Genomic DNA, 19,212 nt, shown 5'->3' with positions numbered 1-19,212 from the left:
ACCTTCTATCTCCCCAGGAGCCAATACTCCATGAGCGCAACGCTCTCCCGAAGACGATAATAGAGGAGGTCCAGAAATGATTGTCGAATCCGTGATGGGCAGGCAATTGTGCTCAGCCGATTGAACCGGCACATTTCACTCACGCGCGCAAGATGATACTGATCGCTGATGAGGACAAAACGCGACCAGTTTTGCTTTCCCTGCAACTCTTCGCGCATATAGCGGACCTGCTCCAGAGTTGTATGCGATGTCGTCTCCATGATGATTTGCGAGGCATCGATTCCACGCTTCAGAAGATCTTGCCGGGCAACCTCTGCCTCGGCTAACTCGCCGGGCGCACTCGCTCCGGTCAGGACCAACCGTGGCACGGCCCGCCGGACCAGAAGATCATATCCAACGTCGAGGCGCTCCTGAAGCGCTGGACTTGGCCGGTCACCTAACCCATGTCCACGCCACACCGCCGCACCGAGGACCACACCGGCATCGGCATTGAACCCGATAATCTCTTGCGTACCCGAATAGGTCGGGAACACAAAGGCATATCCAAACGCGAATAGGACGAATAACAGCAGGATCACTCCCGTGTTGCGCAATATCCGAAAGGACTTTGCCCAAACGGAAAGCTGCGGTCTGGAGTGCGTCAGTAGAACGGCCAGTAAGAGACACATGGAGAGTAACAGTGCCACTGCGGCCTCAGGCGAAAAGTCGCTGGCCTCGCTTCTGCGGACGCCATAGTCGAGCCAGAGCATCACGGTCGAAAACAGCGCAAGTGTCAGCGTACGACCTTCCCCGATTCGTCGTGGGAACAGCATGCCCCAACAGGTCAGTGCAACAATGAGGATCGCAAAGCCCAGGGAAAGCAAGTCACTGGTCGTGTTGAGTCGAAAATACTCCGTCGCGAGACCCTGGCCGGAATAGCGCGCCTGAGTCAGAACGATGTATGCGCGGATTTGCTCGAGCAAGACTAAGCCGAGCAAAATCCGACGAAATGTGGTGGATGAGTTCAGAATAATCCGCAAAGACAAAATTTCCCGTCCCATAATTCATAGTGGCGTATGGCACGGCCTTTGACCTTCATCTTAATGGGCTCTCCGAAGCGCCCCCTCGGATAATTTTTCCTTATGTCGAAAGCTATTTCACGGGCTCTTGCGAGAGCCCTACTACTTTGTTGGCTGGTCGCGACCTGGCCATTGGTCTCGAACGCCCAGCGGCTGGTGTATCGCGTGGATCTCACTCATGCCGCGGAGCACTACGCTGCCATCACGATCCAGTTGCTGGATCTGCGCCCAGACACCCTGACCTTTCAGATGCCGGTTTGGGTGCCTGGAATCTACAGCGAATTTCACTATGGCCGGTTCATTAAGGATTTGACCGCGTATGACACGGCCGGGCACGAGCTCTCGATCAAGCGGGTGAAAACCGATCGATGGAAGATCGGAAATGCCACGTCGATCGGTGAGATTCGATACCGCATCGAGAACTCAGCTTCGGACAATACTACGCCCCTCGTTGGCATTGCAAAGATTGACGCAGACGGAGTCTTCGCGAATACAGAGGCACTCTTCGGGTATGTGAATGATAACAAGGACATCCCTGCGACCATCATTCTTACGGTGCCGAAGGATTGGCTGGTGGCGACAACGCTCGAATCCGCGAGCGATGGAGATTTTACTGACGAAGCTCGATTTCATCAACTGGTCTATAAAGTATCAGATTACGAATCGCTGGCAGATGCGCCACTGATCGTTGCGCCCGGTCTGAAGACTTCCTCGTTCGCTGAAAGCGGTGTAAATTATCTCGTCGTTGCCGCCGGCGATGAGAGCTTTCCGATCGACTCCTTTGCGATGCGGGCGCGACGGGTCGTACTTGCAGAGACTTCGTTCTATGGCAAGGTGCCGTTTCGGGAATATATGTTCGCAGTTTATGCAGGTTCCGGTCGTGCCGAACGGTTCGGTCTTGCACATGCCGGATCGAGCATTTTTACCATCGCAGGCGCCGACTGGGCCGCGAACGGAGAGAACGACGAGCACCTGATCGCATCCACATTTTTTAAGACATGGAACGGCAAACAATTCCACATCTCGGCACTCGGTCCGGTTGATTTTGCCTTGCCGCTCTCCGCGCGCTCGCTGTGGTTTAACGAAGGCCTCTCAGACTATTATGCCGATCTTTTGCTGGTGCGCTATGGCTATCTGACCCCGTCCGCATTTTTCGATGCCATCGACCGCTGGGAAGCATGCGCGGAATCGTCCGATCATATTTCGCTCGAAACGCTGTCCGAACGTGCGGCTAAATACGAACCGTCACACTGCGAGGCCTTGCGCGCACGTGGTGCTCTGGCAGCACTGCTCATGGACATCGAGATTCGATCGCGAACGCACGGGCAACGCTCGCTTGACAACGTCCTCCTTCGCATGTCCTCAGAGGCATCGAGCGGGCGAACCTATGATGATAAGAAGTTTATCAACACCATCGAGAAATTCTCCGATACGCCGCTGGATACGATCTACGTACGCTACATCGCCGGCACGGAGCCACTACCGGTCGAGGCCTATCTGGACAAACTCGGGGCGGCAAAAGAATTACCCGAGGCGATGAAGTCCAACGGTCAATTGGGTCTGGACCTGGCATTGAATGCTGCCGGTACGGCGATCATTACAGCAACACCGCGCGACACGGTCGTGCATTCGCCGTTCGAAAAGGGCGATACGGTAACGGCAATCAACGGCGAACGGGTATCGGAGCGAGCAGTTGCCGAGGCCAAAGCCGCTGCTCGACGCGGTGAGCCCGTGAAGTTGAAAGTCGTCCACAACGCACATGCGGTAACCGTGCTCGTTCCAGGTTCGCCTTCGGCAAAAAGCAAAGCATTGGTTAGCGCAAAGGACCGTCCATCTCAACTCGCACTTCGCAAAGCTCTGTTAGGGAAGCGAAAGGTCAAACGTGTTAAGCGTGGTTGAGAATCCGGACACCCCCGACGCCACGGATGTGTTGCGTTTCGCATGTTATCGGATGATTTGACCGCCAGAATTGCGCACGCCCGTTCGATTGATAATCCGGATCCGGGCAAGATCGATTATCAGAATATTGGGGAATTGCTGTTCCGGCAAGCGCGGTATTATGACACAAAACCGTATTTGATCTTCTATGATCTGGCCGGCAACCGAACGCAATTGGGATATAAGGATTTCTTCGCGCTTGTCTCGCAATGCGCCAATGTCATGCATGCGCACGGCATCCGGCGAGGGGATCGGGTTGCAACGATCAGCCACAATCATTCGGATACCGTTCTCCAGTATTTTGCCGCGTGGCTTATGGGAGTCTGTGTCGTCCCGGTCAGTCTTTCAGAGGACGACCACCGCATCCGGTATATCCTTGAGAATAGTCAGGCGAAGCTTGCCTTTTTGAGATCGGACTACTCCGAGCGTATCCTGCCGATTCTCGCGTCGGTCCCCACTGTTGCCTCTGTCCTGCTGTGTGGAGTGGATGTTCCGGGAAGCTTCGAGGACTCGGTCGATCAGGCATCTCCGTTCTATACCAGCCAGGAAGCGGTCACGATCAGCGACGAGGCTCTCATCGTCTATACCAGTGGCACGACGGGCAACCCCAAAGGAGTCGTGCTTACGCAATACAACTTGCTCTGCGATGCCCGGGGCATTACCGAGTGGCACGCGATGACGAATTCTCAGCGGATGATGTGTGTATTGCCGATCCATCATGTCAATGGCACGGTCGTAACGCTCGTCACCCCAATGTACTTTGGTGGCACCGTCATACTCAACCAGAAATTTCAGTCCGAGCATTTCTTCGAACGAATCGTAAACGAGCGGGTGAATGTGGTAAGCGTTGTGCCTACCTTGCTGGCCTTCTTGCTGGAATATAGTAGGACTAACGGGACTCATCGTTTGGATAAGAGCAATGAGAGCAACGAGTCCGCTCTCTCCACTCTCCACTCTCCACTCTCCACTCTCAGGCATATCATCTGCGGCGCCGGCCCGCTCACAGTCGAGTTAGCGCAGGAATTCGAAGAGACGTTCGGCATTTCCATCGTGCACGGCTATGGCCTGAGCGAAACCACCTGTTACTCGTGCTTCTTGCCAATCGATCTCACGCCGGAACAACATCGTCACTGGATGCGCGATTTCGGATTTCCGGCCATCGGTGTGGCGATACCCCAGAACAATATGATGATCGCGGACGAGCGGGGACACGAACTCCCGGCAGGCGAGAAAGGCGAGATCGCCATTCGCGGCGTCAACGTGATGAAGTACTACTACGAAAATGCTGACGCCAATGAGAAGACGTTCAACTATGGTTGGTTTCGGTCGGGTGATGAAGGCTTTTATCAGCTCGACGATCAGACGCGCAAGTTCTTCTTTATCACGGGACGATTGAAGGAACTGATCATTCGCGGCGGCGTCAACATTTCACCGCTCGAGATCGATGAAGTGCTCGCTCGGTGTCCCGGTGTGAAGGCTGCGATTGCCGTTGGGTTCGAGAATGATTTTTATGGCGAAGAGGTCGGTGCCTATGTGCAGCCGAATGAGGGTGCGTCCCTTAATGCCGATGATGTCATCGCGTTTTGTCGCACCGAACTCCCACATGCAAAAGCGCCAAAGGTGATTGTCTTTGGCAGCGATATTCCCGTCACGAGCACCGGCAAATACCAGAGGAACAAGTGCAAGCCGCTCTTTCGGGAGTGGAAAACGGCACAGTTTCGGAAAGGCTAAGTCTATGACTGCTCGAACACTCCGAAATCCCCTTCGTACTCTCTGGTCGAACGGACCAGAACATCGAGCAGTAATTCGCTATCGGTAAGCGCCGGATTTTCGAGACGAATATACTTGTCGAGCCAATCGCTGATACGAACAACCTCGGTGATCTCGATCTTGCGAATATCAATGGATGCCGATACAGACACTGCTGGCATAATTCCTCCGATGTGTGTTAGGACGGCAACGCAATCCGTGCTGAATCATTCCTGCAACGCGCGCAAGACATCTTCGGTCGAGCGCTCGATGTCCGCGCCGCCGGTAAGCCGATTGAATGCACGTTCGAGCGAAGGCTCCCCGGCTTGTTCGAGCAATTCCGGCGCGGTACCAATTGCGATGAGACGCCCTTTGCTGATGATCGCGATACGATCGCAGAGCCGCTCGACCACATCGAGAACATGCGAGGAGAAGAAGATTGTCTTATTGCCTTCGTGCGCGTAGCGGCGAAGCACTTCCTTGAAAATCAGCGCGGCACTGGCATCCAGGCCTGAAAGCGGCTCATCGAGAATCAACACTTCCGGATTATGTGCGAGCGCAGCGATTAGCAGGACTTTCTGCTTCATCCCTTTGGAGAATTCCGAGAGTAGTTTCTTTCGGTCTTCCGATTGCAGATCGAAGAGTGCGAACAACTCATCCCGGCGAGCATGAAGCCGTTCCTTCTCCATGTGTCGAAGTTCACCGATGAGATCGAGATACTCATCGGCCGTGAGGCTCTCATAAAGTACAGCATTCTCGGGCACATACCCGGTGCGCGATTTTACTTCGATGGGATTCTCGACGACATCAAAGCCAGCAACGCGGACCAGTCCGGTCGAGGGTCGGATCAGGCCCGTCAAGACCTTCACCGTCGTCGATTTTCCTGCGCCATTCGGTCCGAGCAGCGCAAAGATCTCGCCCGTCTCGATCCGAAGCGACAAGTCCTCTACGGCAAGAGTGTCGCCGTAACGCCTACTGAGACGAAGGATTTCGATCATGCCTTACTCAACAATATGGTTCGCGCAACAAAAGAAAGTAACGAGTACCGAGCGTAGCACGATTTACTTGGGCATTTTGATTTTCACCGTGATCGGACTGGGGTTCAGTTCGATCCTCGTGTAATCGAGCGTGAGTTTGTCAATTCCAGCATTCGCTTCAATGTGTTTCGGAATCGAGAAGCCATCGAGGAGTGTCCGATTTGAAAAACGAATTGCAACCGCTGGTGGCCCATCCGTTGCCGTGCCATTCCACCGTCGATACCGATCGACAAGGACCGGCGAAGCGGCACTATGACTACTACTCTCCAGATCGATTATTTCCGATACATCCTCCGGGCGCCGAACAATGAGCTGTTCGAGAGTGCCGGAGGTTAATAGTGTGACGGAATCCTCGGCGCTAACGGCATCGATGCCCGGCGCGAGTCCGAACGCAAGATCGCTCATCATTGCGAGTGAAAGGCCACGGAGATGTGTCAACCCTTCCAGGGCATGCGCATCTGTCTTGCCGCTCATCGTTTCGCCATGTAGGACGTCATAAAACTTGTAACCTTCCGGCGCCGCAAGAAAACGCGCCACCTTAATACCGAAGGGTCCTTTGATCTCGATACTCAATGAATCGATTCGGCCTGTCTCGCTGAGTCGCTTGCTTCGCATCACAAAGGTGGCCGAATTCGATTCGCCGTTTTGATCGAGCGTGATATCGCCTTCGACATAGAGAGTACGTGCGACGAAGGATTCAGCATCGAGCGCGGTGCGGAGCCGACCGATCTCGATGGCACTCGCGGCCTTTACGGGTGCGGCTGGCGTGCGGGTCGTGCTCGTGGATGAGGAGCAACCCACAAGGGCAAGCGATGCAAGGGTCGCGGCCTGAAGGATACTAAAACGCGGTATCATAACAATAATACGAAGAATTAATGATATAGTAACAGAAATGCCAGAGTATACAGTCCGACCTCCCAGGTGTTCACTTGACTGCCCACCATCTGGATTGGGAACCTGCCAAAGACAAGTAGATAAAACGCAAATTGGTGTGATCCGGAAAGCTGGCATTCAAATGGACGTAATGGAGTGTCAGCAGCGTATTTGCAGCCTTTAGTGAACATTGAATCATGCCATGAACGGGTAACTCTCCCGTCATAACACCGTAATCGACGCATCGTATTTTTGCCATCACACCGGAAGCTCCATTAATCACCATTCACCTTCGCCCATACATGAAGCCAATTTCTCTTCACGCTGCCATTTTCACAGGACTCCTTATAATTTTTATGACAGGGCAGGGCACGACCGCGCGCGCGCAACTTTCGCACGCAGTTGTCGTACTTAAAGGCACTGTTCGTTCCGAGGATAACGCGAAGCCGACCTCGGTGCGCGTCAGTGTCCGCGTCGTCGGAGATACCGCGCGCGAGATCACCAGCAGTACATCGAACAAGGAGACGGGAAAATATCTCGTGATCCTCAAGCCCGGTAAATCATACTGGGTACACCTCGAAGGCGATTCGATCCTGACGAAGGACGTGCTCATCACGACACCGGAAAGCGAGCACACTCAGCAGATCGAACAGGATTTCACAGTGGTCATGCGAGAGGCGACACTCGAGCGTGATGCCTCACTTCGCAAGGATCAAATGAACTAAGTGTAACTCTCACCGAGCGGCGCGGATGATAAGCAGCATCCGCCCGGAATGACCTCACTCACAGGAGAGTCATTGAAGAAGCAATAGCAGCAGAACACGGCGGCAGGCCCTTAACGGGGACTGCCGTTTTTTTTATGCGTGCTCCAAAATGGATTGCGCCGCTGCTGATCCGGCCACCCAACCGGTCGAGTATGCCGCCTGAAGATTGTATCCGCCAATCTCGCCAGCAATGTCAAGCATCTCCCCGGCAAAATAGAGATTCGGAATAAGCCACGACTTCATCGTTGCAGGTGCCACCTCCGCGAGGCTTACTCCGCCGGCCGTGACCTCGCCGCGATCGACCGGTATATCCGCAACCAGGCCAAAGGAATAGTGTGTGAGTGCCGAGCGCAACCGGACCCGTTCTTCCCGCGTGAGTGCGTGCCACTTCCGGTCGATTGGTAGTCGGGCCTGCGCGAGAATGTGCGGCACAAATCGATTTGGAAGCAACTCCTCGAGCCACGTCTTGATTTGCTGCTGCGAGCGAGTGCCCTGAAGGTCGGTTAGTGTGGTGCGCACTTGCTCTTCATTCATGCCCAGCAAGTTCGCAGCCAATTCAATCGAACCACGTTCGGCATGCACTGCGGCTTCGCGGCTAATACCGAGCACGGTAGGACCGGAGAGCCCGCGGTGGGTCAATAGGACATCGCCCCGCAACGCGCTGAGTGTCTGTTTGTCACGAACAATCAGAAGTTCAATATCACGAAGTGCGATACCGACCAGATCTTGTTCCGGCGGATGCTTCAAATAGATCGGCGCAAGAGCCGCGCGATTCGGCACGATCGTATGTCCGAGCCGAGCGGCATAAGTCAGGCCATCACCGGTCGTTCCCACTTTGCGATAGCTCGTGCCGCCGGTAGCCAGTATCAATGCGTCAGCCTTCAATGACTGCCTATCGGTGACGACTTCCCACGCACCGGCAATAGATTCGATTTTGGTGACGCGCGAATTCAAATGGAGTATGACATTCGCGTTCTGCAATTCCGCTTCGAACGCGGCGAGCACATCATCAGCTCGACCTGAATTGGGAAAGACACGACCATTTTCCCGTGCGTGACACGAGACATCATGCGCGGCGAGCAGCGCAAGCACATCATTGTTGGTATAGGTGTGCAGCGAGAATTTAAGGAATCGTTGCTCGTTCTTTTGCGGGAAGCCCTCCCGCAGTACCTCATTCGTTGGACCTGCATGGGTAATATTGCACTTGCCCCCACCCGAGATGAGAATCTTAATTCCGAGACGTGCATTGCGTTCGAACAGATGTACCGCAATATGTTGCGCATGCTCACGAGCAGTTCGTGCAGCTCCGAGTGCTGCAAAGATGCCGCCCGCTCCCCCACCCACGATCGCAATCGATTTGGTCACATGCGCACAACACCGCTCGCGACAAAACCGATTGAGCGGCGCACCATCAATCGAACAGGGTCATCTCTCCCGGGCGTCGGAAATGCTCCGTGGTGAGTTCGGCATGATCCTGGTTTAAGCCGAGACGTGTGCATGTTTTTTTGAAGACATCCTTGATATAGTCCGCGTACGCACCGGTCCCACGCATGCGGCTTCCAAAATCTGGGTCGTTCATTCGCCCATCGCGCACCATCTCGATCCGTGCGCGCACCTTCTTCGCTTCCATCGGGACATTGCGATCGAGCCATTCCTCGAATATCGGTTTGACAGAATATGGCAGCCGCACCATATTGTATCCGGCGCTGCTGGCTCCCGCATCGCGAGCGGCCTGCAGGATCGCCGGAATTTCCTCATCGTTCAGTCCGGGGATGACGGGACCGATCATCACGCCAGTCGGCACGCCGGCATCGGTAAGCGCGCGCATCGAAGCGAGTCGCCGTTCCGGAGTCGATGTCCGTGGCTCGAGTTTGCGAGCAAGTGCGCGATCGAGTGTGGTGACCGAATGATGCACTGAGACCAGATTCATACAAGCTAATTCGGAAAGCAAATCGAGATCGCGAAGTACCAATGCGTTCTTGGAAATGATCCCGACCGGATTGCGATATGCGAGAAATACTTCAAGCAATTGCCGCGTGATGCCGTAGATTCGCTCGGCCGGCTGATAACAATCCGTGTTGCCACTCATGAGTACGACCTGCGGCTTCCATGACGGCCGATCGAATGCTGAACGCAACAGTTCTGCCGCATCATGTTTGACCATGATCTTCGATTCGAAGTCAATGCCAGCATTAAAGCCGAGATATTCATGCGTGGGCCGCGCATAGCAATAGGCACAGCCATGCTCGCAACCGCGGTAGGCATTGATGGAATACTGAAAGCCCACATCCGGGCTGTCATTCTTAGCAAGAATCGACTTCGTGTGGTCCGGCAGGAATTCTGTTTGAATGACCGGAAGCTCCCGCAGTTCGGGTGCTTCCCAGCCATCTTCGAAGGCTTCGAGCGAGGTCCGTTCGAACCGATTTGGCGTTCGTAATTCTGTTCCGCGGTGCATGACAAGGATAGGTGCCTATAATAGCATAGGCGCGACTTAGATGGAAGGCATGCCGCGAGAACTTTGTTCCTGAATCTTGCAAAGATGACAATAACCGAGCTACAAATCGTAATTCAGGAAAATCAACTGCGACTCGACAGCCAACAGCAGTCGCTGTTGGAGCAGTATGCGCGACTCCTCGCGGAGTGGAACGAGAAGATCAATCTCATCTCTCGCAAAGATACCGATCACATTCTCGACCGGCATATTTTTCACTCTTTGGTGCTCGCCATGCCAGCGATTTGTGATTATGACTTTCGGGATAAGCGCGTGCTCGACATCGGGACGGGCGGAGGGCTGCCCGGTATTCCTCTTAAGATTGCCGTACCTACGCTTGATATTACTCTCGTCGATTCCACACAGAAGAAGATCATGGCCGTGAACGAGATGATCTCAGCCATTGGGCTCACTGGCATTCGAGCCATCGCCGCGCGCGTGGAAGAATTTGCGAAAGTACCGGAGCATTCTCACGCTTACAATGCGATCGTCTCTCGCGCTGTTGCGCCGCTGGAGGATATGGCGAAGTGGTCGCGCGGGTTGCTAAAGCCGGGCGGCGTGCTCTTTTCACTCAAAGGCGGCGATCTCTCGGAAGAAATCAACCGGACGAAACGACTGAAGTTCGTAGCCCACGTTGCGGAGAAACCCCTCGATCTCATCGGCTATCCCGATTTCCAGCGCGATGAGAAGAAGCTCGTGCGCGTGGATTTCAACAAGTAGTTCAGAAATCTGACGCTGGATCGGCACAGACTTTTCATTGCCCTTCTTGCGTTTACCACTCACAAATCCGGCAAATCGTCCGTGTAATCTGTCGCAACCATGGTTGCGACACCCTCAATCCGCGTAATCCAGGTTCTATTCTCAGTTTCGGACCCATGGTCATCTTCACCTTCACCACTCACAACCACCAGCCGCTCGGCAACTTCGATCATGTCTTCGAAGAGGCTTTCGAGAAATCGTACCGGCCGTTTTTCGAGTTGGCCGCGCGCTACCCCATTCGCTTCGCAACGCACTTCACCGGCATTCTGCTCAATTGGATTTCGGCAAAGCATCCCGAACACATCAAGCGATTGCGCGCGATGGTCGCGAGTGGACAGATGGAGATTATCTCCGGCGGATTCTTCGAGCCGATCCTTTCGGTGATTCCCGCGAACGATCAGCAAAAGCAAATCACGTTACTCTCGCAGCGCATCCGGCATCTCTTCGGCACAGAGCCGCGTGGGATGTGGCTGGCCGAGCGCGTGTGGGAGCAGCCACTCGCATCGGCGCTGCACGATGCCGGCATGCGCTACGTGCTGCTCGATGATACACACTTCCTCCATGCGGGGTTGCGCGAGGAGGATTTGAATGGATACTATCTGACGGAAGACTTGGGCAAAACGCTCGCGGTCTTTCCGATCTCGAAGGCGCTCCGGTATACGATTCCCTTTGCTGCAGTCGATGAGACAATCCGCGTACTGCGGGATGCCTCCAGCGAAAACGACACGAATGTCGTCAGCTTTGCCGATGATGGTGAGAAGTTCGGCGTGTGGCCGCGCACCTACGATCATGTCTATGGTTCAGGCGAGCATGCGGGTTGGCTCGAAGAGCTATTCCGCAAGCTTGATGAGAATTCCGATTGGATTCGCATGATGCATCCCGGGGAAGTGATCGACGCACTTCCGCCGCGCGGCCGCGTGTATTTGCCAAACGCAAGCTATGCCGAGATGAACGAGTGGTCGCTGCCAACCGCGCGCAGAACGCACGAGCACGAAGACTTCGTGCACTCACTACATCATGAGAAGCGGTGGGACCATGTGATGCCATTTGTGCGTGGTGGATACTGGCGCACGTTCCTCGCGAAGTATCCCGAAGTCAATCACTTGCACAAACACATGTTGCGCACGAGCGAGCGGTGTGCCGCGGTGCGCGCGCTTGGACTTGACATTGCCGAGGCCGAGCACGAATTGCTCGCTTCGCAGTGTAACGATCCCTATTGGCATGGCGTGTTTGGCGGCGCGTATTTGCCGAACTTACGACATGCGAATTACTCCGCGCTCGTCCGCGCGGACCGGTTGCTCGACGAAGCGGAGCAACTCTCCGGCGTTCGCATGGAATCCCGCGATATCGATTGCGATGGCGCCGATGAGATCGTTCTGGAATCTCGGGAGCTATCGCTCTACGTCAAGCCATCGCTCGGCGGGATGATCGCGGAGATCGACTTCAAGCCGAGGCAATTCCATGCGATGAATGTCATCTCGCGCCGTGAGGAAGCCTATCATCGCAAACTGACCGAGGTGGCACGTCAGCCACATGAAGAAGGCACCAAGTCGATCCATGATATGGTCGAGTCGAAGGAGCCGGGACTCGAAAAGCTTTTGATCTATGACGCTTACCGGCGAGGTTCGCTGATCGAGCATTTCTTCGCGCCGGGAATGACCGCGGAGGCATTGCGGACGAATCAACATCAAGAACTCGGCGATTTCGTGACTTCGGGATTTGAGTCGAATTATGCGGGCGATGTGCTGTCACTCTCAAGATCCGGTACGGTTGACCAGCATTCTGTTCACATGGTGAAAACGCTGGCATTGCAGGATGGTCAGATAATTGTGACCTACCGGCTTACGAACGAATCGCCGGAGCCCGTTCGTTTGTGCTTTGCGTCCGAATGGGCATTCAATCTGCTTGCGCCAACGGCGCCCGACCGCTATTTCGAATCGAACGGTGTGCGCCTTGCCGAGCCGCAGATGAATAGCAGCGGCTCGACTCAGGGAGGACATTTGCGGTTAGTGGATGAGTACTTGCGGCTGGCAATTGCATTGCACGCGCCGAGCGCAAGCCAGATCATCCGCTTCCCGATCGAAACAGTTTCGACGAGCGAGTCGGGATTCGAGCGGATCTTTCAAGGATCGATTCTGATGCCTATATGGACAATTGATCTGCCAGGCAACAAGAAATGGAAGGCTGAGATGACGGTAGGTTTTGAGTCGTTATAGCAAACAAGAATTTGATGATGTCATTGCGAGCGAAACGAAGTGGAGAGAAGCAATCCCGCTCGGGAAGCCCCTTGGCTTCGCGGCAAGGGATTGCTTCCCTCGATACCACGGGACCGTGCTTCGCACTGCTCGCAATGACAGTTGGAATGAGCTTCTCTTTGGAGTGTTTGATATGTCGATGACACCCAAGCGCGCTTCGCGGCAGCAGCCAATCCAAATCGGACTTCCCGGATCGGGACAGGCGGAGCCTGCGATTTCGATTGTCATTCCGACGAAGAACGAAGAGAAACTACTCGAACGGTGTCTCTCGCAATTTACTACCGAGATCCGGCAGCGATTCGCGCTTGAACTTATCGTCAGCGATGGAGGCTCGACCGATGACACGATTGGGATTGCCACCGCCTACGCGGATTCCATTGCGACGCATGAAGGCGCGTGGCGGCAAACGATTGCCGAAGGGCGCAACCGTGGCGCCTCACTTGCGCGTGCCGATTTGTTGCTCTTCCTGAATGCCGATACGCTGCTGGCCGATGCCGCGCAATTTCTCGAACGCGCGCAGCAGCGGTTTGCTGTCGATGAAGGACTCGCCGCGATTGCCACGCGTGTCGAAGTGTTTCCCGAAGAGCGGCGATTAAGTGACCGGCTGTTCCATGCGTATTTCAATCGCTATGTGAAGATCTGCAATGCATTTGGACTCGGCATGGGCCGCGGCGAGTGCCAGATCGTTCGCCGCAAAGCCTTCGAAGCATTGCGCGGATACAATCCCGGCATGGCCGCTGGCGAAGATTTCGATCTCTATCGCCGATTGCGTTCGATCGGCAGCATTCGGTTCGATCATGCGTTGCTCGTCTATGAGTCCCCGCGCCGCTACCGCAAGTATGGCTACCGGCATGTGTATTTCGATTGGATCAAGAATGGCTTCGCCGTCCTGCTCAAGAACCGATCGAGCGATCAGGTGTGGGAAGAAGTCCGGTAAAGAATGCATAGCGAGCCGCCGCTTCCAGCCACCCGCTATGCATTACACATCCACCCGTTACTTCCTATGGAGTCTCTCGCTTCCATGAACCCGAACCGCCACCCGTCCAGATGAAGCGTTCGGACTGTGTCGGATAGATGAGGCTGATTGCACTGGAGGTGATCATGAGTCCCTGCACGTCCTCCGTTGTTACCATGAGTACCTGTCCATTCGGAGCGCCGGTAGGCAATGTCAGTGTTGCCGGGGCGCTTGTGCCATCGTCCTGCACGTCGACGACCGCGTAGCCATACGGCGACCCAGAACTGCCGGTAAGGCTGCTGCCGGACGCAACGGACGCGTAACTGACCACCAATGGTCCCGAGCCAAGTAGCGCCGTGGCATTTTGCCAGACGGGAGCGCTACTCGCGCCAGTCGAAGTAAGCACCTGATTGTTCGTGCCAGCCGATCCACCTGGTTTCAGCGCACCTGAGAATTGGAAAGCACCCGAGGTATTGACCAACTTCATGTACCCGTTTCCAAGCTGGATTTCATCCGTGGTATCGACGACTGCTCCGTAGCCGATCGCTGTGGCATTTGTAATGCCCGCAAGTCCAATCTGTGCCGAAGCACCCAGCAACGTATTGTTGCTTTCTGTTGTGTTGCGAACGGCGCCATAGTTACTTGAGCCGGCGTATTCTCCGACGAATGTATTGTTAGAACCCGTGGTGTTGTATAAACCGGATTCAAGTCCCGAGAACGTGTTGGAATTGCCTGTCGTGTTGGACTCACCGGCGTATGGTCCCGAGAAGGTATTGGAATAGCCAGACGTGTTGGAAGTGCCAGCGTACGATCCAGAGAACATATTATCGTGGCCCGTCGTATTTTGGTTACCCGCTCCACCACCCAGGAATGTATTTTGAGCGCCGCTGGTGTTGTGAACTCCGGCGTCCGCTCCCAAAGCGATGTTATACCATCCCCACGGACTCGAGAGGATGGTGCTGCCATAAATCTGGTAGCCGCCAAGACCGGAATTGCCGACGTTCAACAGCTCATGTGTGCCATCCCAAGTGAAGTTGGCATCGCCGGTTTCCGAACTCGCGCCATTCCAATATGCGACTTGGTTCGCTGCACCGGAACCGGTGATGCCGCCTCCGCCTGATGTCCAAACCGGCGGTGCTCCGGGACCCTGCGAGGTCAGCACTTGCCCGGTCGTGCCCGCCGAATCATTAGGCATGAGTGCGCCGGCGAATTGCAGGCTTCCATGCGTATTGACGAGTGTCACGCTCGCGTTGCCAAGCTGGATTGTGTTGCTCGCGGCGACCACCGCACCGTTGCCGATAGCCGTGGCATTCGTCAATCCACTACTTGCGACATCCGATGAATAGCCGAGCAACGTGAGATGGCCACCTGTGGTATTCGTAATACCGGAACTGCTTCCAACGAATGTGTTATCCGAGCCCGTGGAGCTGTTGTAACCGGTCGTCAGTCCGATATAGATGTTGTAAGACCCTGTCGTGTTGTAATACCCGACGGCCCCCCCCTCGAAGGTGTTATTATTGCCGGTTGTATTGGAATATCCGGCTTGGTATCCCGTAAACGTATTCAATGCGCCCGAGGAATTGCCCTCCCCGGTCTGGGATCCGGTGAAGGTATTATAGGAGCCTGTCGAGTTGGCAGTGCCGGAGAGCTGGCCCGAGAACGTATTATAATTGCCTGTCGTGTTGCCAGCACCGGCATGGTCTCCGGAGAACGTATTGTTAAATCCCGTCGTGTTGGAAAGACCAGTCCAGTGTCCCGTAAACACATTGTCATATCCCGTCGTGTTGCTGTAACCGGCCCGTGAACCCAAGAATGTATTCTCGTAACCGGATGTGTTCGAGTAACCAGCCTCATAGCCTGAGAACGAATTGTTGGAACCATCGGCGTTTGTGGTACCAGACAAGTATCCCAGGAAGGTATTGTTCGCGCCTGTCGTGTTGCTTGTTCCGGCGCCCACCCCAACGAAGATGTCGTAATTCGGGCGGTCCGCAAGTACGGTGCTTCCGTTGATCTGATAGCCGCTCCTAATATTATCGCCGCTGCCAACGTTCAGCAACTCGTTTGTTGTATCCAATGTGAAGTTTGCACTGCCGGTTTCGGAGCTCGTTCCATTCCAGTAGGTAATCTGATTCGCCGTACCAGAGCCTGTAATTCCGCCGCCGCCAGGAGCCCAGATTGGAGGGGTTCCCGGTCCCTGCGAAGTCAGGACCTGCCCGGTCGTGCCGGCCGAGGCGTTCGGCATGAGCGCGCCGGAAAATTGGATAGCGCCGGATGTATTAACCTTTGTCACACTGCCGTTACCAAGTTGGATCGTGTTGCTATTGGCGACGACCGCACCTGCGCCGATGGCGGTCGCGTTTGAGAGGCCGGCACTCCCGACATCCGCGTTATACCCCATGATGGTATTGTCATGGCCCGATGAGTTGGTACCTCCGGCAAGGGCACCGAAGAAGGAATTATCGACTCCGGTTGTGTTCAATCCGTCATTGAAGCCGGTAAAGGTATTGAACTGGCCAGTCGTGTTCGCGTAACCCGCTTGCATACCTGTGAAGGTATTCTGGGTACCCGTTGTGGTGGAAAATCCGGCATCGACTCCGGAGAAGACATTACCCGACCCACTCGTTTCGGAGAAACCGGCGCCCTGACCTAAGAATGTATTATAAAAGCCTGTCGTGTTGGCAAATCCGGCTTCCTCTCCGAAGAAAGCATTATTAATGCCCGTCGTGTTGGCAAAACCGGCCAGGGCACCTGCGTAGGTATTGTTGTAGCCCGTCGTGTTCGGAAACCCGGCGTAGATTCCCAGGAATGTGTTGTCTGAGCCGGACGTGTTGCCATAACCCGCCTGGAACCCGGAGAAGGTATTCTGTTCGCCCGACGTGTTGGAGTGACCCGCATCGACTCCAGAGAACATGTTCTCATTGCCCGCCGTGTTGCTCACACCCGCTCCGACACCGATGAAGATGTTCTGCGTACCTGGATCGGCCAACACCGTGCTTGCGCCGATCTGGTACCCGTTGCCGACGCTCAGCAACTGGTTCGTATTATCCCAGGTAAAATTGGAGTTGCCAGTTTCCGAGGTCGTTCCGTTCCAGTAGGCGACTTGGTTCGCCACTCCTGAGCCAGTGATCCCGCCGCCACTTGCGAGCACGACTTGATTCGAAGCATTGAGCGCAAGATACTTTGCGGGAGTGCCAGGGAAGAGACCGGCGAGGATAACTTGACCAGTTATGGTCGTTCCTCCGCTTGTATTGCCGATGTTGACAATGCCCGTTCCGCCTGTGCCGATGTTGGTGGTAGCGGCTGTCGCATCGTTAATGTGCGTTGCGCCTTCGATAGTCGTTCCGCCAGTCGTATTGCCAATATTGACAATGCCAGACCCGGCGGTACCGATATAGGTCGGCATGGCCGTCGAGTCGTTGATGTGGATTGTGCCTCTGATGTAATTGGTCGAAGAGGCCGCGCCGATCGCGTTGATCTCACCTCCGGTATTTCCAATATCGTTTCTGCCAGCGCCTTGCCCTATAAAGTTACGGGTTGCCTGAGACCCAATCCAATTATCATCGGCATACAGCCCAATCTCGTTAGTAGTACCAAAGCCTCCGCTGCCAAATGCATTGCTGGTGCTGGAACCGTTTCCAATCGAATTCACAGCATTGCCATCGTTGCCGAAAGTATTGGTCGTGAATGGTCCAGTGGCAATCGTTGCATCTCCGGTCGATGAGAGACTTCCGGCAAGGGCAATGCTGCCTGCGGAGCCATCGACGGTAAAGAGCCCCGAATAGTAATTGAGCGTCGTGCCATCATCGGTAAGATGAGAATTCCCCTGCGAGGTACCTCCGGTCCAGACCGGGATCGTCCCGGCAGTGCCACTCCCAGTGACTCCCCCGGCGGTCCAACTCAGGGTCCCGCTGCCATTGTTGGTGAGCACCGTCCCCGAAGAGCCTTGCGAAGCGGGCAGCGTGTAAATGACCGTCGATGACATACTGCTGGGCGCCTGGATCGCCGTATAGTTCGTGCCCGAGCCAGGAGCGAGGTTGAGCACTCCGCGTACGCCACCGCTGTTGCTGCCCAAATAAGTCTCGCCGCTCGTGGTGTTCAGGTAGGTCGCTTGTGTGACGGTCAGCGTGCCGCTGACGACGGTGTTGCCTTGCGTCGCGGCGCCCTTCTGAGTGGTCGGCACAACTCCCTGCGATTTCAGAAGAATCGAACTCGTGGCCGGATCAACCGTGGCAAGGAGTCCATCGCCGGTCACGATGTTGACATCACGAGCCGTCCCAGATATTCGTTCGCCATTGACCGATATGGACTTGACATAGTCGGTGCTAATCTTTTGAGATGTGATGGAGCTATCCGCAACATTCAAAGAATAGGGCGAAGCCGAGAGCGGAGCGAGTGGCAGTGATTCGGTGGTCTCCCCGACCTGAATACCAATCCAAAGTGGAACATTCAGTTTCGCCGGCGGAGGGAGGGGGGATTCGCCAGATCCGAGTGAAATGTTGAAGACGCCATTCTGCGTCTTCACAGTGTATGTGCCGTGCCAAACCTCATGGCTGCCGGTCGCATCGGAATAGAGCCGAGCCGTGATGGTATACTCTCCATCGGAAACAGATAATCCACTCGCCGCTCGAAGCAATCCCTGATACGATATCAGGTGTGGTACGTCCGTCCTAACCTCCGTCCCGATTCGTTGTTCCGGCAAGACTGGCTTTGGCGACACAACGGCGGTGCCGGGGAGAGTCTGACCGGATATGCGCAGTGCAGGCAAAGAGACAAGCAGCACGCATGCTCCAAGCAACGAAGAACGCAAATAGATATTCATGGCTCGTTGGTTCAATAGTGGAATGTCAATATCAACCGTCTTGACAGCGGGGACACTCGAACCTGACCAGACTCAGGATATGACACGTCTTAAGGCAGAACGCACAAGTCGTGGCGGTCAAAGAATCCGCAGCAAGATCGGCGACGAAACCGTGACGGGACCGCTTCAATGAGATGCCTTGCTTCGCGGCTAATCAGTATACCGGACGCCCCAGGCACATCGCAATCGAACGGCCAATTGCAATAATACGACATTTTTCTTTCGCCCTATTGGAAAGACGAGATTATTCCGTGGTATTTCGAGGCAATGAGAAAACGGTTGTTGGAGCAGGCCCGTCAAGCGGGAAGCTCGAGGCCTCGTGGAGGTGCGCGACCCCGGCGCCGGAGACGTTACCGCAAGTATGGCTACCGGCATGTCTATTTCGATTGGATCAAGAATGGCTTCGCCGTGCTGCTCAAGAACCGATCGAGCGATCAGGTGTGGGAAGAAGTGCGGTAAGGAGGCACATTCGATA

General features: G+C 55.0%; 14 protein-coding genes. 7 read left to right on the top strand and 7 right to left on the bottom strand.

Going from position 1 to position 19,212, the window contains the following annotated elements:
• Nucleotides 1-5: 5 nt before the first annotated feature.
• Complete coding sequence (locus Q8902_07225) at nt 6-977, bottom strand: YdcF family protein (protein MDP4199346.1); 972 nt, start codon at nt 975-977, stop codon at nt 6-8.
• A gap of 144 nt (nt 978-1,121) precedes the next feature.
• Between Q8902_07225 and Q8902_07220 the strand changes: the two genes are divergently transcribed.
• Together Q8902_07220 and Q8902_07215 are read left to right on the top strand one after the other, a co-directional pair.
• Complete coding sequence (locus tag Q8902_07220) at nt 1,122-2,957, top strand: hypothetical protein (GenBank protein ID MDP4199345.1); 1,836 nt, start codon at nt 1,122-1,124, stop codon at nt 2,955-2,957.
• Nucleotides 2,958-3,014: 57 nt separating this feature from the next.
• Nucleotides 3,015-4,727, top strand: coding sequence for a class I adenylate-forming enzyme family protein (locus Q8902_07215; protein ID MDP4199344.1), 1,713 nt, complete (start codon nt 3,015-3,017; stop codon nt 4,725-4,727).
• 2 nt (nt 4,728-4,729) lie between these two features.
• Here the strand turns inward: Q8902_07215 and Q8902_07210 are convergent, their stop codons facing one another.
• From Q8902_07210 to Q8902_07200, 3 genes are all read right to left on the bottom strand, one after another.
• Nucleotides 4,730-4,927 (bottom strand): hypothetical protein, encoded by a 198-nt coding sequence (locus Q8902_07210; GenBank protein MDP4199343.1) that lies wholly within the window; start codon nt 4,925-4,927, stop codon nt 4,730-4,732.
• 45 nt (nt 4,928-4,972) lie between these two features.
• Nucleotides 4,973-5,743 (bottom strand): ABC transporter ATP-binding protein, encoded by a 771-nt coding sequence (locus Q8902_07205; protein MDP4199342.1) that lies wholly within the window; start codon nt 5,741-5,743, stop codon nt 4,973-4,975.
• Between the two features lie 63 nt (nt 5,744-5,806).
• Entirely contained in the window at nt 5,807-6,637 is an 831-nt protein-coding gene (locus Q8902_07200; GenBank protein ID MDP4199341.1) for a DUF4292 domain-containing protein, read from the bottom strand.
• 374 nt (nt 6,638-7,011) lie between these two features.
• Between Q8902_07200 and Q8902_07195 the strand changes: the two genes are divergently transcribed.
• The gene (locus tag Q8902_07195) at nt 7,012-7,380 is read left to right on the top strand and encodes a hypothetical protein (GenBank protein ID MDP4199340.1); all 369 of its coding nucleotides are present in this window, start codon (nt 7,012-7,014) and stop codon (nt 7,378-7,380) included.
• A 132-nt stretch (nt 7,381-7,512) separates the two neighbouring features.
• Here the strand turns inward: Q8902_07195 and Q8902_07190 are convergent, their stop codons facing one another.
• Together Q8902_07190 and Q8902_07185 are read right to left on the bottom strand one after the other, a co-directional pair.
• Nucleotides 7,513-8,784 (bottom strand): aminoacetone oxidase family FAD-binding enzyme, encoded by a 1,272-nt coding sequence (locus tag Q8902_07190; GenBank protein MDP4199339.1) that lies wholly within the window; start codon nt 8,782-8,784, stop codon nt 7,513-7,515.
• Nucleotides 8,785-8,830: 46 nt separating this feature from the next.
• Nucleotides 8,831-9,874 (bottom strand): PA0069 family radical SAM protein, encoded by a 1,044-nt coding sequence (locus tag Q8902_07185; GenBank protein ID MDP4199338.1) that lies wholly within the window; start codon nt 9,872-9,874, stop codon nt 8,831-8,833.
• Between the two features lie 84 nt (nt 9,875-9,958).
• Here Q8902_07185 and rsmG point away from each other — a divergent pair, with 84 nt between their 5' ends.
• The 3 genes from rsmG to Q8902_07170 all read left to right on the top strand — a co-directional run bounded on the left by rsmG (nt 9,959) and on the right by Q8902_07170 (nt 13,861).
• Complete coding sequence (gene rsmG, locus Q8902_07180) at nt 9,959-10,630, top strand: 16S rRNA (guanine(527)-N(7))-methyltransferase RsmG (protein ID MDP4199337.1); 672 nt, start codon at nt 9,959-9,961, stop codon at nt 10,628-10,630.
• Nucleotides 10,631-10,785: 155 nt separating this feature from the next.
• The gene (locus Q8902_07175; GenBank protein MDP4199336.1) at nt 10,786-12,885 is read left to right on the top strand and encodes a DUF1926 domain-containing protein; all 2,100 of its coding nucleotides are present in this window, start codon (nt 10,786-10,788) and stop codon (nt 12,883-12,885) included.
• Nucleotides 12,886-13,000: 115 nt separating this feature from the next.
• Nucleotides 13,001-13,861, top strand: a complete 861-nt coding sequence (locus tag Q8902_07170) for a glycosyltransferase (GenBank protein ID MDP4199335.1) — start codon at nt 13,001-13,003, stop codon at nt 13,859-13,861.
• A gap of 64 nt (nt 13,862-13,925) precedes the next feature.
• On the opposite strand, the gene Q8902_07165 is transcribed toward Q8902_07170, so the two are convergent.
• Nucleotides 13,926-18,698: a hypothetical protein gene (locus Q8902_07165; GenBank protein MDP4199334.1), complete on the bottom strand. Its 4,773-nt coding sequence runs from the start codon at nt 18,696-18,698 to the stop codon at nt 13,926-13,928.
• A 306-nt stretch (nt 18,699-19,004) separates the two neighbouring features.
• On the opposite strand from Q8902_07165, the gene Q8902_07160 reads away from it, so the two are divergent.
• On the top strand, nt 19,005-19,196 hold the full coding sequence (locus Q8902_07160; GenBank protein ID MDP4199333.1) for a hypothetical protein: 192 nt from the start codon (nt 19,005-19,007) through the stop codon (nt 19,194-19,196).
• Nucleotides 19,197-19,212 lie beyond the last annotated feature (16 nt).

The sequence above is a fragment of the Bacteroidota bacterium genome (genome assembly GCA_030706745.1).
In the GTDB taxonomy this organism is placed as follows: domain Bacteria; phylum Bacteroidota; class Ignavibacteria; order Palsa-1295; family Palsa-1295; genus PALSA-1295.
Note: the sequence above shows the minus strand (reverse complement) of the source record. Positions and strands in the feature narration are given on the sequence as shown.

Excerpts from the sequence above, each read along its gene's own strand:
- Q8902_07165 (MDP4199334.1), bottom strand. The coding sequence starts at position 18,698 with ATGAATATCTATTTGCGTTCTTCGTTGCTTGGAGCATGCGTGCTGCTT.
- Q8902_07160 (MDP4199333.1), top strand. The coding sequence starts at position 19,005 with ATGAGAAAACGGTTGTTGGAGCAGGCCCGTCAAGCGGGAAGCTCGAGG.
- rsmG (MDP4199337.1), top strand. The coding sequence starts at position 9,959 with ATGACAATAACCGAGCTACAAATCGTAATTCAGGAAAATCAACTGCGA.
- Q8902_07220 (MDP4199345.1), top strand. The coding sequence starts at position 1,122 with ATGTCGAAAGCTATTTCACGGGCTCTTGCGAGAGCCCTACTACTTTGT.
- Q8902_07185 (MDP4199338.1), bottom strand. The coding sequence starts at position 9,874 with ATGCACCGCGGAACAGAATTACGAACGCCAAATCGGTTCGAACGGACC.
- Q8902_07210 (MDP4199343.1), bottom strand. The coding sequence starts at position 4,927 with ATGCCAGCAGTGTCTGTATCGGCATCCATTGATATTCGCAAGATCGAG.
- Q8902_07200 (MDP4199341.1), bottom strand. The coding sequence starts at position 6,637 with ATGATACCGCGTTTTAGTATCCTTCAGGCCGCGACCCTTGCATCGCTT.
- Q8902_07205 (MDP4199342.1), bottom strand. The coding sequence starts at position 5,743 with ATGATCGAAATCCTTCGTCTCAGTAGGCGTTACGGCGACACTCTTGCC.
- Q8902_07195 (MDP4199340.1), top strand. The coding sequence starts at position 7,012 with ATGACAGGGCAGGGCACGACCGCGCGCGCGCAACTTTCGCACGCAGTT.
- Q8902_07175 (MDP4199336.1), top strand. The coding sequence starts at position 10,786 with ATGGTCATCTTCACCTTCACCACTCACAACCACCAGCCGCTCGGCAAC.